At 31.9% G+C, this 17316-nt stretch carries 13 protein-coding genes; 7 read left to right on the top strand and 6 right to left on the bottom strand.

What is annotated here, in order from left to right:
* Window positions 1–3: 3 nt before the first annotated feature.
* Together IPK88_06865 and IPK88_06870 are read left to right on the top strand one after the other, a co-directional pair.
* The gene (locus tag IPK88_06865) at window positions 4–1365 is read left to right on the top strand and encodes an NADH-quinone oxidoreductase subunit N (protein MBK8243127.1); all 1362 of its coding nucleotides are present in this window, start codon (window positions 4–6) and stop codon (window positions 1363–1365) included.
* Window positions 1366–1408: 43 nt separating this feature from the next.
* Window positions 1409–2419, top strand: coding sequence for a tetratricopeptide repeat protein (locus IPK88_06870; protein ID MBK8243128.1), 1011 nt, complete (start codon window positions 1409–1411; stop codon window positions 2417–2419).
* A 7-nt stretch (window positions 2420–2426) separates the two neighbouring features.
* Here the strand turns inward: IPK88_06870 and IPK88_06875 are convergent, their stop codons facing one another.
* From IPK88_06875 to IPK88_06890, 4 genes are read right to left on the bottom strand one after another with little or no spacing between them, the layout of a single operon-like run.
* The gene (locus IPK88_06875; protein MBK8243129.1) at window positions 2427–4235 is read right to left on the bottom strand and encodes an excinuclease ABC subunit C; all 1809 of its coding nucleotides are present in this window, start codon (window positions 4233–4235) and stop codon (window positions 2427–2429) included.
* 30 nt (window positions 4236–4265) lie between these two features.
* A complete protein-coding gene (locus tag IPK88_06880) occupies window positions 4266–5216 on the bottom strand; it encodes a hypothetical protein (GenBank protein MBK8243130.1) in 951 nt (316 codons plus the stop codon).
* A gap of 43 nt (window positions 5217–5259) precedes the next feature.
* A complete protein-coding gene (locus tag IPK88_06885) occupies window positions 5260–6573 on the bottom strand; it encodes an ABC transporter permease (GenBank protein MBK8243131.1) in 1314 nt (437 codons plus the stop codon).
* Window positions 6566–7474: an ATP-binding cassette domain-containing protein gene (locus IPK88_06890; GenBank protein MBK8243132.1), complete on the bottom strand. Its 909-nt coding sequence runs from the start codon at window positions 7472–7474 to the stop codon at window positions 6566–6568. Before IPK88_06890 ends, IPK88_06885 begins: the two co-directional genes overlap by 8 nt.
* Window positions 7475–7638: 164 nt before the next feature.
* Between IPK88_06890 and IPK88_06895 the strand changes: the two genes are divergently transcribed.
* The 5 genes from IPK88_06895 (at window position 7639) to IPK88_06915 (ending at window position 12124) form a co-directional block, all read left to right on the top strand.
* Window positions 7639–8298 (top strand): hypothetical protein, encoded by a 660-nt coding sequence (locus tag IPK88_06895; GenBank protein ID MBK8243133.1) that lies wholly within the window; start codon window positions 7639–7641, stop codon window positions 8296–8298.
* 341 nt (window positions 8299–8639) lie between these two features.
* Window positions 8640–10136 (top strand): replicative DNA helicase, encoded by a 1497-nt coding sequence (dnaB, locus tag IPK88_06900; GenBank protein MBK8243134.1) that lies wholly within the window; start codon window positions 8640–8642, stop codon window positions 10134–10136.
* Window positions 10111–10872: an rRNA pseudouridine synthase gene (locus IPK88_06905; protein ID MBK8243135.1), complete on the top strand. Its 762-nt coding sequence runs from the start codon at window positions 10111–10113 to the stop codon at window positions 10870–10872. Before dnaB ends, IPK88_06905 begins: the two co-directional genes overlap by 26 nt.
* An 11-nt stretch (window positions 10873–10883) precedes the next feature.
* A complete protein-coding gene (locus tag IPK88_06910) occupies window positions 10884–11396 on the top strand; it encodes a DinB family protein (GenBank protein MBK8243136.1) in 513 nt (170 codons plus the stop codon).
* A 125-nt stretch (window positions 11397–11521) separates the two neighbouring features.
* On the top strand, window positions 11522–12124 hold the full coding sequence (locus IPK88_06915) for a TlpA family protein disulfide reductase (GenBank protein MBK8243137.1): 603 nt from the start codon (window positions 11522–11524) through the stop codon (window positions 12122–12124).
* Window positions 12125–12239: 115 nt separating this feature from the next.
* Here the strand turns inward: IPK88_06915 and IPK88_06920 are convergent, their stop codons facing one another.
* Window positions 12240–13325, bottom strand: coding sequence for a VWA domain-containing protein (locus IPK88_06920; protein ID MBK8243138.1), 1086 nt, complete (start codon window positions 13323–13325; stop codon window positions 12240–12242).
* Between the two features lie 126 nt (window positions 13326–13451).
* Window positions 13452–17282: a T9SS type A sorting domain-containing protein gene (locus IPK88_06925; GenBank protein MBK8243139.1), complete on the bottom strand. Its 3831-nt coding sequence runs from the start codon at window positions 17280–17282 to the stop codon at window positions 13452–13454.
* Between the last annotated feature and the right edge of the window lie 34 nt (window positions 17283–17316).

Raw genomic sequence — 17316 nt, forward strand, 5'->3', positions numbered from 1 at the left:
TTCATGCTATCGATCGTCATTTTAACCATAGTCGCAACCATTACGTTATATCTTGGATTTCAAAAGCAGCGTGGGCTGATCATTCCATTTGGTTTATTAGGTTTAATATTCTCTGTATTTTGTTTAGTTAATAATGTACAATTATGGAATGAATGGATGCAAGGGTTGATGAGTGTGGATTCCATTTCAAAGACCCTATCAATTATTATTTTAGTTGCAGCGATTTTTATTTTGCCCTTTTTTAATTTATTTAATAAAAGAGGAAATGAAGAAGTTGGAGATGTTACGGGATTGTTTCTTTTTTCATTGGTGGGAATCATCATGATGGTATCCTATAGAGATATGATTATACTGTTCCTGGGTGTGGAAATAGTATCAATTGCAATGTATATATTGGCAGGTGCAGATAGACGAAAATTGAGTTCAAATGAAGCTTCTCTTAAATATTTTATAATGGGAGCTTTTGGTAGTGCTATTTTATTGTTTGGTATTGCTTTGTTTTATGTATCGACAGGAACGATGAATTTAGATAAACTCACCAATATTAACTTTTCATCTTTATCCCAATTGAGTGTTCTCATTATTTTTTGTGGATTGGCATTTAAAGTTGCTTTAGTTCCGTTTCATTTTTGGGCTCCAGATGTTTATGAAGGTACCCCAACCATCTACACAGGAATTATGGCTACTATTGTTAAAATTGGCGCCTTTGGAGCTTTGTATCAATTTATAACTTTGGGAAGTGGATTTATACCATCATGGATGTTTTGGTTAATTAGCTTAATTGCCTTGGCTTCGATGTTATTAGGAAATATTATGGCCCTTGGTCAAACAAGCATGAAACGACTACTCGCATATTCCAGTATTGTTCAAGCCGGATTTATTGTTATTGGATTTATTAATATTACGCCTCAAAATGCATGGCAAGTAATTTATTATTTAGTGGCTTATACTTTAGCATCCTTGGTCTGTTTCTTTTCAATTCATTTTATTGAAGAGCAAAAAGGAACTGATCAAATAAGTGCTGCAGAGAATTTATATTCGGAAAATCCTTTTTTGGCCATTGTTTTTAGTATAGCTTTAATTTCCCTTGGGGGTATTCCATTAACAGCAGGTTTTATGGCGAAATTTTTTATATTGAACAACGCAGCATATAACAATTCCATTACGTTAGTGGTAATAGCATTAGTTTTAGCGGTGGTATCCATGTATTATTATTTTAGATTGATCAATATGATGTTTACCAACAAAATCAATGCTATTAATTGGAATATAGGATGGATGTATCAATTTTTGTTTGTAATCTTATCAGTTTTGACAATTGCATTCGGGACCATGCCAACGTTATTAGTGGATTGGCTAAAATAACTCAATGGACAAGTCAGCAACTTAACTTAATCTCATGATTCTTATGCAGATTCGACTTGGAGTACTTCTTTTTTTTTACTTTTGTTTAATAGCATGCAAATCTGATCAACAAAAAATTCTGAGTACTCATTTTTCCAATGATTATGACACGCTGGAAGTTTTGAATCATCGTATTTTTGAGCATTCAAATTCGGATTCACTTTATATAGATAGAGCAAAATTTTATTTTGAAAACGAAAAATTTGATTCTGCCATTGTCGATATTAAACAGGCAATATATTTAAACCCAAAACAAGCGAATTATTACTTCTATTTATCAGATGCCTATTTGATGGCATATGATTCTAAAAAAGCATTGGCTATTTTAGATACAGCCATCGTTGAATTTCCAGAATATATTCCAGTTTTTTTAAAGAAAGCCAAACTTCAGCTTATTTTGAAATCGCATATGAATGCTATTGCAACTTTGGACAGAGTTTTTATTTTAGATCCACAGAATGCTGACGGGTACTACTTAGCAGGTCATATATTATCTGAAATGGGAGATACTGGTCGTGCTATAAATAGTTACCAAAAAGCGGTAGATTTGAATCCGGATTTAAGAGAAGCATGGATTCAATTGGGAGATGTTATGACTTCTTTAAATAATCCACTTGCCTTAAGATATTATGAAAATGCAATTCGATTGGATACTTCGGATATTGAAACCTTGCATAACCGGGCATATGCGTTGCAGAAATTTGGAAAATTAAACGAAGCGATATTTGAATATAAATCAAATATTAGCCATTTTCCGAATTATGAATTAAGCTATTATAATTTGGCATTATTATATTCAAAATCTGATTCTAATGACCTCGCAATTACATACTTTACCGATGCGATTAAATTAAATGATCAAGAAGCCAGTTCCTATTATCATAGGGGTAGGTGTTATGAAAAATTATTGAAAAAAACTGAAGCTTTAGTGGACTATAGGAAAGCTATTGAATTAGATCAAAATTATACTGAAGCCAAAAAAAGTTTGAGTCGATTGGAAAAACAGAATAATTGAATACTTATTAATCTGATTTGTGATTGAAAAATTCAATTAATTTTTGTGCCATACTTGCACCAACAATCGCAGTTATATCTTCCATTGTACTTGTTTTGATATTTGATACGCTACCAAAATGGCTTAGTAATTTTTTAGTTGATTTAGTACCAATTCCCTTTATTTGATCAAGTTCAGAAGTAATCATTGATTTCGATCTTTTTAAGCGATGAAATGTAATTCCAAATCTATGGGCTTCATTTCTAAGTTGTTGAATAAGTTTTAGAGATTCGGATTTTTTATTTATATGTAAGGGAACTGGATCATCAGGAAAATAAATTTCTTCAAGTTTTTTTGCTATTCCTATAACTGTAAATTGATTTCTTAATTGGAGTTCATCTATGGCTTTCATGGCTGAAGATAATTGACCTTTGCCGCCATCGATAATGATTAACTGTGGAAAGGTTTGTCCTTCATCTTTTAATCTTTTATATCTTCTGTAAATAACTTCTTCCATAGACGCAAAGTCGTTTGGTCCAACAACCGTTTTAATATTATAATGCCGATAATCCTTCTTGGATGGTTTGGCATTTTTGAATACTACACAAGCAGAAACTGGATTTGTACCTTGTATATTAGAATTATCAAAACACTCAATATGCAATGGAATGCTAGTCATACTTAATTCTGTTTTAAGTGTTGTAAGAATTCGTTCTGCAGGAGATTGTTTTGCAGTTTTATTCATTGCCTCACGTTTTTTCTGCATTAAAAAATACTGTGCATTTTTTTGTGAAAGATCTAATAGTTTTTTCTTGTCTCCACGTAATGGTACTGTAATGCTTACCTGATTTTCTATGGTTTCAACTTGCATTGGAACAATAATTTCGGGAGCTATACTATTGAATTGTTCCCGTATTTTTTGAATGGCTAGAGTTAAAATTTTGGCAAGATCATCATCAAGATTTTTTGTTGCTTCAATGGTAATGGTTTGATTAATGGCGCCTTGAATAACTTTCATAAAGTTTATATAAACGGTTTCATCATCACTTGCAACCGAAAAGACATCTACGTCCTGTATGGTATGACTTACTACTGTAGATTTACTCTGATAATCTTCAAAAGCTGATAATTTTAATTTCCATAATTGAGCCTTTTCAAAATCAAGAGTCTCAGCATATTTATTCATCTGAAATTTGATGAATTCCTTTACGGGTTTAAAATGCCCTTTTAAAATATTTTTTATTTGAAAAATGCGCTCATTATATTGAATTTCAGATTCGAAATGTTCACATGGTCCCATGCAGTTTTTAATATGATATTCTAAACATACTTTATATTTATTTTTTGCAATTAGATTGGGATTTAAATTTAATGCGCATGATCTTAATGGAAATAAACCTTTAATCAATTCCAAAATAACTTCAGTTCTAAATTTAGATGTGTAAGGCCCAAAATAGACACTACCATCTTTAATTATTTTTCTTGTGAATAGGACTCTAGGAAATGGTTCATTTTTTATACAAATGTAACTGTATGTCTTACCATCCTTCAACATAACATTGTATCGAGGTTGGTTCTTTTTTATTAATGTGGCCTCGAGAAGTAGTGCATCATGTTCTGTTTCGACTATTGTAAATTCAATTTTATGTGCTGATTTTGTTAAGGCTTTTGTTTTGCCGGTTATGTATTTTTTATCTCCAAAATAAGAGTTTAACCTGTTTTTTAAATTCTTTGCTTTTCCAACGTATAATATCACACCTTTAGAATCCAGAAATCTATAAACACCAGGTTCAGTTGTTATTCCAGTTGCAAAGAGTTTGAATTCTTCATAAGTCATTGTATACCAATTTTAAAAAAAATGTAAGCGCTAGTCTTTTGGAAAAGGTATAGAATTGGAATTCACTATATTCCAATTTTTGTAAGCAAAAAGTCTTTTATTTTTTAACAGTAATTTTTCTATTTTTGCAATCAATTTATATTTCCATTTTTCATGTTTCATTAATTCGCGGTTAAGTTTGAATTTATTATTGTAGTGTAATTCTGAATTCCAGTTCATTTTTCCAATAAACGAAAACATTACTTTAGGGTGTGTTTCTTGAAAAATATCTAGTTTTGATAAATCTCCATAATTAAAGTGCGCTGACTTTTGTTCATATATTTTATCAATAGATAATGGATCATGATACATTTTGTCCATTACCTTAGATTTGATTTGCATATGTTTCGGAGGTCTTACCCAACCATAATGATAGATATCTGCTGGAATTTCAATGACATTTAATTTTTTAGTGTTATCTTTAATTAAATAATTATTACCAATGAATGGTGTGATTCGTTTAAAAGACTGGGCATCACCCCATGAATGAATATCAGAATGATTTCGCACGATTCTGATTTCTTTGTCATACCAACCTTTATTATTTAAGTAATGATTATAATCTCCAAAAAAGTGTTTATATCTAAACAAAAATCCATCGATTCGTAGATCTAATAAATAGAATTTGCAATATTTAATTATGATTTCCAAATATTTTTCATGGATCACTTCATCCGATTGTAGATAGAGCAGCCAATCACCTGAACACTGCGATTTAGCCAAATCAGTTTGGTGCGCATATTCACTGCCACTGGGATACATAATGGGATTCCAAATCGTATGAATAACCTTGATTTTAGGACTTTCTATAGATTGAATTAAATTTAAGGTCTGATCATCCGGATCACAATCCCCTAAGGCTATAACAAATTCATCTACAATTTCTAATACCGATAGAATTGATTCTTTAACCGGATAATATAATTTATCCGTATTTTTCATGAACGTGAATCCACTGAGTTTCATTTTATGAGATGCTTTGCTGTTATTGTTTCGCGAACATCCACTTCATAATTTCTTTTATAGTTGCTTTTTTACCGTACATAAGAATTCCGGTTCTGAATATTCTACCTGCTATAAATACAACAAAATAGGCAAATAAAATCAGTGTTAAAAGTGATAATCCAATTTGCCATAAAGGTGGATCAAAAGGAATTAATGCTGGCATAACAATGGGTGAAAACAATGGAAAAATACTTGCGAATAAAGCCAATGCACTATCTGGTTCTCTAATGGCTTGAAACATAATGTAAATAGCAAGAATGATTGGAATGGTTATGAGTATGGTTAAGGACTGAGAATCATTTATATCATCCCCAACAGCCGCACCAATTGCTGCAAATAATGCTGCATAAACAAAATAGCCACCTAAGAAATAGAGAACAAAAATGAAAATTATTTTTAACCAATTTAGGTTACCAATTTCATGTATTATCATTGACATTTCTTCAGCCTGATTTAGATTGTTGTTTGGTAAGGTATCTGCAGCAGCCTTGATTTCCTCAGGATTAAATCCTGCTATATGAATACCGACAATAAATATGATGGGTATCATAATCGTCCATATCGCCAATTGAGTAAGACCAACTAGTCCTACACCAATGATTTTTCCAAGCATTAATTCTGTAGGTTTAACAGATGAAATAATGACTTCAACGATACGGTTTATTTTTTCTTCAGTAACTGAGCGCATTACCATTGCACCATATAAAAAGATAATAAAAAAAATGATATAACCCATTGCACCGCCAATTACAGTTGCAATTTTACTTGTATATGATGATTTATCACTGACATCAGGTGATATAGGTTCAGGATCTATGGTAATCTCCGTTTCTAATTTGTCAAGTTCAGAATTATTTAAATTAAGAATTTTAATTTTATGATTTCTCATGCCTGTCGCAAGATATTTATTTAGGCGAGATTCCATCTCAATATCTAAAGGTTTATCTGAATAGTAATATGCAGTATAGTTTTTAACGTCAGCACCTGCGAATCTGGGCAATACAAGTATGGCATCCAATTCGTTTCTTTGAAATTTTGCTTTTAATGAATCAAGAGGTTCATTGGAAGTACTAAACTCAAATCGTTTAGTATTTGTAGGAAGTGTTAATTCAACCGTACTTTGATCTGATACCACAACACGGTAATTTTTTTTACTTTCGTAACTAAAAATTACACCAACTACTACAAAGAACAATAAAAAACCAAGAGGAGTTAGTAGCGTTGTTAAAATAAATTTTTTATTTTTAACTCTAGTCAAATATTCTCGGTTAATAATAAGATTAATTTTATTCATAATTCACTTCATTTACTGTACGAATAAAGATATCGTTGAAAGTGGGAAGTAATTCCCGTAGTGACTTGATTTGTATATTTTGATCTATTAGGTATTTTAAAATATCATTCAATTTTTGATTTTCTTCTAATTGAATTATTATAGATCTGGCTTTATGATTATTTAATTTCAGTGATGTATAAATTGATTCTGGAATTTCTTCATAAGTCATAATTTCATAAATATTCTCTTTAAATCGATTCCGGATATCGTTAACGTGGCCATTTAATACCACTTTTCCTTTATTCATTAACACGATTTCTTCACACATTTCTTCAACTTGTTCCATTCGGTGAGTAGAAAATAATATGCTGGATCCTTCATTTTTAAGTCTAATGATTTCATCTTTTATTAAGTTTGAATTAATGGGATCTAATCCGGAAAAAGGTTCATCAAGAATAATTAATGAAGGTTTATGTACAACCGTAGCGATGAATTGAATTTTTTGAGACATACCCTTGGATAGTTCTTCTATTTTTTTGTTCCACCAGGATTCAATTTCAAATTTTCTCATCCAATAAACGACAGCAGCCTCAGCATCTATTTTTGAAAATCCTTTGAGTCTGCATAAATAAACCAGTTGTTCACCTACTTTCATTTTTTTATATAGACCACGTTCTTCAGGCATATATCCAATCGAAGGATTTTTTATTACAGAAGTATCTAAGCCATTTAATAATACTTGCCCTGAGTCTGCATGGGTGATGCCTGTAATAATTCTGATGAGCGAAGTTTTTCCAGCACCATTTGGACCTAATAAACCAAATATTGATCCACCCGCAACTGAAAAGCTAACATTATCCACTGCTTTTACAGATGAGTATTCTTTATTAATTTTTGTGAGTTGTAATAGATCATTCATATCTTACTTATTCAGACGCTAATATAAGTCCAATAAGTTAATTGAATATGCTTTTTCGACTGAACAGAAAATTTCATAGATTGTGGTATGGAACTATTTCGACGATTTAATTGTTCAAAGGGTGAATTGATTTTTTATTTAATTACATCAACAATCCGCTGTATATGAAAATTTTTTTATTAGCTTTCGTTTTATTTAATTCCAGTATTAATTTGTTAACTTCTCAATCTCAGGAAGTAAATAGACAAATGAGCTTAGGAATTCAAAATGGTATTTCTGTAAGTATACCGAATGCAGATGATAAATTAATAAATAAAATTTGGAAAAAATATACGGATGATTATGGTAAATTGAATAAAAACAAGAAGGCAAAAGAAGTTTTTATTGAGGGTGCTAAGATTAAATCTATTTTTGGGGAATTACCTATGGATTTATATGCTGTAATAGAGGATCAATCCATTATAGTATTTTTTGATATTAAATCAGGATTTTTAGGATCCAAGGACCACCCTAAGGAATTTGCGGAAGCACAAAGGTTTATAACAGAATTTGGGTATGAAGTTCAAAGAGAGCAAGTGCGAAACGAACTCGAAGATGAACAAGACAAATTGAAGCAGTTTGAAAAGAATTTGGATAAGTTAAAGAAGGATAACATATCCTATAATAAAGATATCGAAGACGCTAAAGAAAAGATTAGAAAGGCTGAAGCCAATATAATTACTAATGGACAAGACCAAAAGAAAACAGTATCTGAAATAGAATCTCAATCTAAAATTGTGGATCAAGTAAAAAATAAACTGAACATGATCGGAAAATCAAAGTAATACATATATATAATAAAAATATATAAATATTTACTAACAACAGTTTTTATCAAAAAGCAGTCTTTAATTTAGCCCCAAGCTCGTTTTTAAATCATAATATTATATTACATTTTTTTATAATATTATATATTTATTTAATAAGTGTTTGAAAATGAATCAGCTTTTGACACCATTTATTTATATTAAGATTTATTCTAATATATAGATTACTTGTATTAATTTTACAGTATAGTTATACACAGGTTTTGCACAGATTAATTGAGGTTACTAACATTATCACTAATTTATATATAATATTATATTAATTTGTTACTATGTAGCTTTGTGACGCTTTAAGAATTATGGAAAATCAAACAAAACCTAGCAATAAATCAATGTCTGTCGTGAGTGGGAAACTACCAGTCGACTTTTCAAATCTTGCTTATGAACGGCTCCAACCCCAAGCAATAAACCTTGAAGAAGCAGTATTAGGAGCCGTAATGTTAGATAAAGACGCCATTTCTATTGCAATGGAAATATTACGTCCTGAATCTTTTTATAAATCCGCTCATGCTACCATTTTTAAAGTGATGATTAAGTTATTTGATTTATCACAACCCGTTGATCTATTAACGGTTTCAGAGCAACTTCGCAAAGCTGAAGAGCTAGAAAATGTAGGCGGACTTCCTTATATTCTTGAATTATCTAATAAAGTAACATCATCTGCTAATGTCGAATATTACGCCAGAATAGTTGCTCAAAAATATATACAAAGGGAATTGATCAGAGTCTCTACTTTGATTATTAAAGACTCCTTTGAAGATACCAAGGATGTGTTGGATATGTTGGATCAAGCTGAACAAAACTTATATGAAATTACTGATAAAAACTTGCGTAGAGGCTATGAATCAGTAGGTTCTTTAGCCCGAAAAGCCCAAAAACAACTCGAAACCTTAGCTGGTTCAACAGAAGGTATTACAGGAATCCCATCGGGTTTCCCGGATTTGGACAAATTAACATCCGGATGGCAAAAATCCAACTTGATCATTATTGCTGCCCGACCAGGTATGGGAAAAACGTCATTTACTTTAGCTTTGGCTCGAAATGCTGCAATGGATTATAAAAGACCGGTCGCATTATTTTCTTTGGAGATGAATAATTTGGAATTAGTTAATAGACTTATCTCTATGGAGGCTGAAATTGAGGGTGGTAAAATGAGAAATGCCAAGTTGGAGGAATACGAATGGACTCAACTCAATTTTGCAATTGAAAAATTAAGTGATGCACCGCTTTATATTGATGATACACCTTCGCTAAATGTTTTTGAATTAAGAGCTAAGTGCAGAAGGCTACATCAAAATCATGGTGTTAGTATGGTGATCATCGACTATTTGCAATTAATGACAATAGGTTCCAATGATAAACGATCAAGCAGGGAACAAGAAATTTCTTCGATATCGCGTGCTTTAAAGGGATTGGCTAAAGAGTTGAATATTCCTGTTATAGCTTTATCACAGCTTAACCGTGCTGCCGAAACCAATACTGGAAATAAACGACCGCAGCTTTCCCATTTACGTGAATCAGGAGCCATTGAACAAGATGCGGACATGGTTATGTTTATTTATAGACCAGATTATTATGATCTGGAAGAGCAAGCCGAAACAGTAAGAGGAATGACTGAACTAATAATTGCAAAACATCGAAATGGTGCAACGGATACAGTCAAAATGATGTTTAAAGAACAATATGCCAAATTTATACCATATACTGATGAGCATACCATGTTTGGAGGAAGTACAACACCAAATGTTAGAATAATACCATCAAGAATCAATGAAGAAGACACCATCCCATTCTAAAAAACCCTTGACCAGAACTTCAATAGGACCCATGCGATTAAACAAGTATGTGGCACATTGTGGTATATGTTCAAGACGTCAAGCGGCAGATTTAGTCAAATCCGGCAAGATCAAAGTTAATGATCAAGTTGAATTGAATCCATCCTATGAAGTAAAACCAAAAGACAAAATTGCTTATTTAGACAAAAATATCAAGCCGGAAGAAAATAAAGTTTACATCCTGATTAACAAACCGAAAGATACAATAACCACACTCAAGGATGAACGCGACAGGAATACCGTAGCCCAAATTCTGGAAGGTAAAATAGAAGAAAGGGTATATCCAGTGGGACGTTTAGATCGAAATACTACAGGATTATTGGTTATGACAAATGATGGAGATCTATCTCAAAAATTAGCACATCCTTCTCATAAAGTCAAGAAAATTTATCATGCTAGCCTAGATAAGAATTTAACTGCTGCAGATTTTCAAAAAATTCAAAAAGGCGTGTTACTTGATGATGGTGTTGCAACAGTAGATAGCATAGATTTTGTGGATGGTAAAAAAGATGAAGTAGGTATAGAAATTCATATTGGTAAAAATAGAATTGTTAGACGTATTTTTGAACATTTAGGCTATGAAGTTCAGAAATTGGATCGTGTCTATTACGCCGGGTTGACTAAGAAAAATCTTCCACGAGGAAAATTTAGACATCTTACAACTCAAGAAGTCATTATGTTGAAACATTTTATATAGAAAGATTGCCCATGAAAAAACCAAATTCAAAGGAGTACGTTCCTTATTTCAAAAAGTATATTGATCTGGTTGAAGACGGAAATTTTTTTGAATTATTTGATGAAAACACAAATCAAATTTTACAGTTTTTTGGCGCCATTCCCGAATCAAAACACAACTATAAATATGGTCCTGATAAATGGACTGTCAAACAAGTATTGATGCATATTAATGATACTGAAAGAGTCTTTGCATATCGTGCCTTGATTGGAGGTAGACAGGACGAAAAGACGAAATATAATTATATGGATGAAAATTGGTACGCAGATCATATCAATGTAGATCACATGGATATGTCAAAACTAGTTGAAGAATTTTCAGCTATCAGATTAAGTTCTAAATTTCTTTTTGAATCTTTGAATGAAGTTCAATCTTCCTTTATTGCGCATGGAACGGAAGCATGGTTTTCTCCACAAGCAATTGGTTATGCCATGATAGGACACGCTGTACATCATAAAAATGTAATAGAGGATCGATATTTATAATCAAAGTGATATAACAAAATAAAGTCGGAAATGAATTGATGTTAGAATAAAAGTTGATTGATAATTTAAGGTTAAATAAAATATTGAAAGGATTATATAAAAATTAAAATTATAACAATTGTAAAATGAAAAAAATAGCTATTGTATTTATGGTGATTATTGCTGTTATAGCATGTAAAAAAAATAATAAAATATTATCTTTTTCAGAAAGAACTTCTGAAATAAGGACCAGTGTCAAAAAAGTCATTAAGGGAACCGACACGACCAATTTTTATGACCCTGCCTTATTAATAGGTGCTAAAATTCCAATATTTGAAATAGCATCTTTAGACAGCACCATCTTTAATAATAATTCTATATATGGAAAAAAAGCTATTCTCCATTTTTGGTATAGAACTTGTCCAAATTGTATGACAGAATTGCCAGGATTAATTAAATTTTATGATGAATTTAGAAATCAAAATATTGAAGTTCTTTCATTCGCCAGAGATACAAAAGATGAATTATCTGAAGTCATCAAAAGTGTACCATTTAATTTTCCAGTACTGGTAAATTGTGGACCATTAATGGATTTTACTTTTGAGCATATGTATGGATATCCATTTATTTTATATGTTGATGAAAAAGGCGTCATCACCAATTATATACGTGGTGAATCCAATGAAACACCATCGGCTGATGGAATGTATCAACAATTAAAAACAATGGTTCAAGGGAATAAAAAGTAATTGTGGTTTAATTGTTCAATTCATATAGTTCCAATAAATTAAAATGAGCATCTCCAATTAATGTATTATAAGAAATTTATGTAATACCTATTTTTGGATGAGCTGTTCCTATTGATTAATTTCGTTGAAGTTCCTTAGCAATTAGATTTGGAAATTCTTCAGGAGAACAGGTAAACACAGGAATTTTTAAATTCGCCATTTCTGATGCTACCTTGTGATTATATTCAGCCATTCCTGAATCATTTAACCCTAAAAGGCATTGAATTTGTAATCCTTGATTTAATAATAATTGGGTCATACTCAGCAGATCTTTTATAGATCCTCCTTCATCTAAATCACTAATTAGAAAAAGTATTGCTTTAGATGGTATTTTGATTTTTTGATGGACATAATTCATAGCATAAGCTATATCCGTACCACCTCCCATTGGAACACTGAATAAAATATCCACTGGGTCATGATATTGATTGGTCACGTCGGAAATGGCTGTGTCAAAAAAGATAATATGTGTTTGTACGGATTTAAGAGAAGCAAGAATAGATCCTATGATTGAAGCATATATTGCACTAGAAATCATAGATTCACTTTTATCAATAAGTAGAATGATTTCATTTATTTTATAACCTTGTTTATATCCATACCAGACCTCTGGAATAATGAATAGTTGATCGGGTTGATAATTTTTTATATTCCTATGAATCGTTTTTTTCCAATCAATAATGGATCCGGTTGGGTGAACTGGTTTGCTTCTTGAGAATAGTCCGCTTTGGACAGCAAATTGAAGTTTGGGTTTTAATTTTTTTTCAAGCTCCTTAACTAATTTTTGTACCAATGTTCTGGCTACAGATTTGGTTTTATCAGGCAATAATTGTTGCAACTGCAATATGGTTGCAACCATATTAATATCAGGCTCTATCTGTTCCAATAACTCTGGTTCGAGTAACATTTCTTTGATACCTTGACGTTCTAATGCATCTTGTTGCATAATACGTACAATGCCAGGAGGAAAATAGCTTCTTAGACCATCCATCCATTTGCGAATTTTATGAGAAGATTTTCCTAATCCTCCCGTTTTACCATGAGTATATAAAGATGACAATAGATCATCTATTGCTTCATCATCCGAACTCAATTCAATGGCATCATCTTCATCTTCTGTTTTGCCAAGTACCAATCTCCATCTTGAATCTTCAGAAAGCATAAATTATTAAAATTAGACAAATATAAAGTTTAGATTGGTAGGTCTACTACTAATTAAGTAAAATTATGATAATAAATTCCAAACTACCAATTTAGATTTTTGGATTTCAGTTTTATTTGGATAATGCTATTGTTTTATTAATTTTTCAACTGCTATGATTTTACCCTTCGAAATAACTTGAAGAAAGTATAAACCTGAATCCAGAATACTTGCATCGATATTTTGAGTTTGAATAAGTGGATCACATCGCTTTTCCAAAATATTTCGACCTGTTACATCTATTATTTGAAATATCATTTCGGAAGTGACAGAATGTTGCATTTCAATTGAAAAATGTCCATTATTAGGATTAGGATAAATTCTTATTCGTTTTTGCTGTTCATTGTGAGTAGAAACCCAGATAGGTACTCTAGAGCTGCACATCTCAATATTATCAATACCGATAACAGACATAACAGAATCATTTTGATTTTGAAGACAAATTACCAGATATTTTAATATTGGATCATGCTGATCATTTATTGACGTGTCAAATCTTTGATAACTATTTTCTTTATCATCTAGTTTATCTTTCATAGCTTTTCTTAATATTTCTGCAGAGCTTGCAGGATTTAATGTAGAATCGCTTTGCAAACGCATAACAATGTCTACAGCTAACAGATGATCAAGAAGTCTATTTCTCTTATAATTAATATAATCAAAGCCGATATTTATATATTTGTCCACCGGCAAATCAACTTGTTGCCAAATACCTGCAAAATTATTTTTATTTCCGATCAGAAGAACACTTCCATCATCGGATGCTCCAGAACTGTCTTCAACAATGACTAGTCCATCTCCATCATTTGGAAATAATGTCCAATTAGCAATTTTGCCTCGACTTTTAGCTAATTGACTTTTACTTAATACACCTTTGACGAGACCTTCAGTGAAATCTCCATTTTTTATAGTGCTAGATTCACATAATCTGAAATGTGGATTTGGAAAACAATTTACAGTTACTTTTCTACAATAAAAAGCTCTACATGTATCCAATTTTACCGGATCTATTCTTGTTACAGACATACACACAGTATAAATACCTGGTATAGAAAATTGGAAAATTTGACTATTATTGCCTATGGAATTTCCAGGAATTGGAGTAATAGATGGGGAAACTGACCAGGTGATTTTATCATTTGAACATAGATCTTTGGGCTTTATTGTTCTATTACAATTTGAAGAATTTCCACTTACAAAAAATCCATGAAGCACATCTTGATTTAGTGAATCACATGGACATGGACAATTGGCAAATGAAAAATTTATTTTGCAAACACAAATATTAGAACCGCATTGACCAGAAATATTCAACATATATTGAACCCCTGAACTAAACCATGTCGAATTCAAATTTATATTAAACTGTCCAGTCGTAGAATTGATATCGGTGGTTCCACTAGTGATGATTTGTCCACCAATTGTTGACATAATATTCCAATGAATAGAATCTCGAATGCAATTGGAAGCATTACAATTTAGGTTTCCTTGAAAAAAGAAATTTTGACCTGATTTTGAACAAGGTAATTGCATAGGCAAGGTATTACAAGATACTGGTATAATTGCCGTTGGCCAGTTCGGGTTAACAAAAGAAAGAAGAGAAAATGATTTGCATTGACAGGTGTCGCATATTAATTTTATCGAATCTCTAAACACTTTATCAAAACAAGGCTTAGGTGGAACTACTGAATAATCATATTCAAGTGCAGTCCACGAAATATAATAAGTTCCACTGTTGACATAACTATGCATGGTCATAGTTCCAGCACCAAAATGACCAGAAGTTGATGTTCCATCTCCCCAAAATATAGGTCCTATCGAATCACAATTAGGTAAGTTACCAATGTTGAGTGTGGCTTTGCATTTATTATTATCTACAGTTAAAGTTACAGCATTCGCTATTCCCAATTCAAAATCAAATGGATTGGAACAACAATCATGTCCATCTGCATTAAAGTAAATGATACATGGGCAAATATTACTTCCGCAATGTCCATTTATTGTAAGCGTGTATATTCCTGTTATTGAAAAAGTTGAATTTGTAAATGGTATATTAAAATTGGGAGTAGCCTGCACACTAGAAATTGTGATAGGAATAAATCCAGGTGGGCCTGTAAGAATCAAATCAACTGTTGTTTGTGGACAATTCGTATCCAAACAAGTAAAGGAAGACAAAAAGTGAATGGGTAGAATTGCGGTAGAAGCAGGTACTAATAAAGTATCACCACAATCATATGGTAAAAGTGGACCGCGACCAATATTGTACTTTAAATCAAATGGACCACAAATGCAGGTATCGCAAGCAGTAATATTGAATAAGGTGCACATTTTTTTACTATTGCATTCATCAAATACATTGACACAAATCTGATGTGTACCATTTTGAGTAAAATTATAGGTCCACGATCCATTAGGATTGGTGATCACCTGTGAAACATTTGCTCCATCAAGTGAAGGAGGGGTACTAAATAAATGACAGGTATCAAATTGCGGTGCAGTTACAGTAACTTTACAATTAGTAATTACCACTGTAAATCCTTGATTAACAAGATTTGAAAATGTGGTAGAATCTGCACAACAGGTTTGGCATGGATCCTTCTCTCCCCATGTAATAAAACTATTTGAAATATTTACACCTGCAACAGTATCAGTAGTATTTATTGGAAATATTATTTGATTAATTGGAGCAAGATTTGTTGGTGTTAATGAAACAGTTTCATTGCTTACATCACAGGTATTCAATTCCAAATCACTTATTGAAATAAATGCATCTTTAGCACCAAATCCTGAGTTAGTCATTCTTCCATCGGTAAAAGCTAATTGATTTGTTGGCATTAACCCCAAAGAACCACCAATAAAGTTAATACCAGAATTATAATATTTTGTCCATAATAATGTGGGAATGTTTGGCGTATTATCTTGAAGTTTTAATATTACAGTGCGTGTTAAACTTCCAAAAGAACCTACACCGGTTGTATAAATGATTCCAGGTGATGCTTCCCAAATTTGACTTATTGTTGTTAATTTGGGAATTTGAACTTGCCATATTTGGGTATAATTTTGATCGAATTTTGAAATAAATGGAGATTGTCCGACTTCACTGTTTGAAGCCATATAAAAACCACCACTTTGAGCTAATGCAATATCAGGATAGTTCATCCAAGTTGCGATTTTTCCGGACAGGATGCTTCCATCATTACTGGTTGCAAAAAATATTCCCGAGTGATCGCTCTGGCGATTTAATCTACTACCTGAAATAAGCATTTCCCCATTTGGCAATACAAGGAAGTCTCTAAAAAATTCATCATCTGAATTACTTGTATATATTTTTTTCCAATTGAAATTTCCATTATCATTAATATTCATCATGACAACATCATCCCAAGTTTGCGATAGACCGAGAATTTCCAATTGTGCACCTAATATATAGTAGGGATAATTAGTATTTTGTGGTACTGGATTTTCAATAATGCGTAGAAAAATATCTCTTCCACCCAGATCATCATAAGATTTCAGCCAAGTATATGTTCCCGTGGCTGTGATTCTACCCATAATACTTTTTGCGGTAGCATCACCAGGCAAAGAATTACCAACAAGTATCAGATCACCCTTCTTAACTCGAATGGCATCATTCCATTGAGAAGGAATATCCAGACTTTTGGTCCAAAGGATCGATCCATCTGCAGCAAGGCGAGTGACAGTCGCCCTTGGTAAAGCGCTTATACTGGGTTGATCTTGACCAAGCACATAATATTCAGTGCCATCTGGAATAACTTTTGAAAATGAGTTGTCAAGAGATGTTCCATAAATTCGCTGGAAGGTTTGAGTATACCCATTCCCTGACAAAAGCAATAAAACAATACAATTTATGAGAATCCATGAAATGAGGGAATACTTCGAAGCGATTAAAGTTTTCATAAATTAAAATTTTATTGTGAAATATTGTTCAATA

Origin of the sequence: Candidatus Defluviibacterium haderslevense (assembly GCA_016712225.1) — a bacterium.
GTDB lineage: Bacteria > Bacteroidota > Bacteroidia > Chitinophagales > Saprospiraceae > Vicinibacter > Vicinibacter haderslevensis.

Excerpts from the sequence above, each read along its gene's own strand:
- IPK88_06865 (MBK8243127.1), top strand. The coding sequence starts at position 4 with ATGCTATCGATCGTCATTTTAACCATAGTCGCAACCATTACGTTATAT.
- IPK88_06870 (MBK8243128.1), top strand. The coding sequence starts at position 1,409 with ATGCAGATTCGACTTGGAGTACTTCTTTTTTTTTACTTTTGTTTAATA.
- IPK88_06875 (MBK8243129.1), bottom strand. The coding sequence starts at position 4,235 with ATGACTTATGAAGAATTCAAACTCTTTGCAACTGGAATAACAACTGAA.
- IPK88_06880 (MBK8243130.1), bottom strand. The coding sequence starts at position 5,216 with ATGAAAAATACGGATAAATTATATTATCCGGTTAAAGAATCAATTCTA.
- IPK88_06885 (MBK8243131.1), bottom strand. The coding sequence starts at position 6,573 with ATGAATAAAATTAATCTTATTATTAACCGAGAATATTTGACTAGAGTT.
- IPK88_06890 (MBK8243132.1), bottom strand. The coding sequence starts at position 7,474 with ATGAATGATCTATTACAACTCACAAAAATTAATAAAGAATACTCATCT.
- IPK88_06895 (MBK8243133.1), top strand. The coding sequence starts at position 7,639 with ATGAAAATTTTTTTATTAGCTTTCGTTTTATTTAATTCCAGTATTAAT.
- dnaB (MBK8243134.1), top strand. The coding sequence starts at position 8,640 with ATGGAAAATCAAACAAAACCTAGCAATAAATCAATGTCTGTCGTGAGT.
- IPK88_06905 (MBK8243135.1), top strand. The coding sequence starts at position 10,111 with ATGAAGAAGACACCATCCCATTCTAAAAAACCCTTGACCAGAACTTCA.
- IPK88_06910 (MBK8243136.1), top strand. The coding sequence starts at position 10,884 with ATGAAAAAACCAAATTCAAAGGAGTACGTTCCTTATTTCAAAAAGTAT.
- IPK88_06915 (MBK8243137.1), top strand. The coding sequence starts at position 11,522 with ATGAAAAAAATAGCTATTGTATTTATGGTGATTATTGCTGTTATAGCA.
- IPK88_06920 (MBK8243138.1), bottom strand. The coding sequence starts at position 13,325 with ATGCTTTCTGAAGATTCAAGATGGAGATTGGTACTTGGCAAAACAGAA.
- IPK88_06925 (MBK8243139.1), bottom strand. The coding sequence starts at position 17,282 with ATGAAAACTTTAATCGCTTCGAAGTATTCCCTCATTTCATGGATTCTC.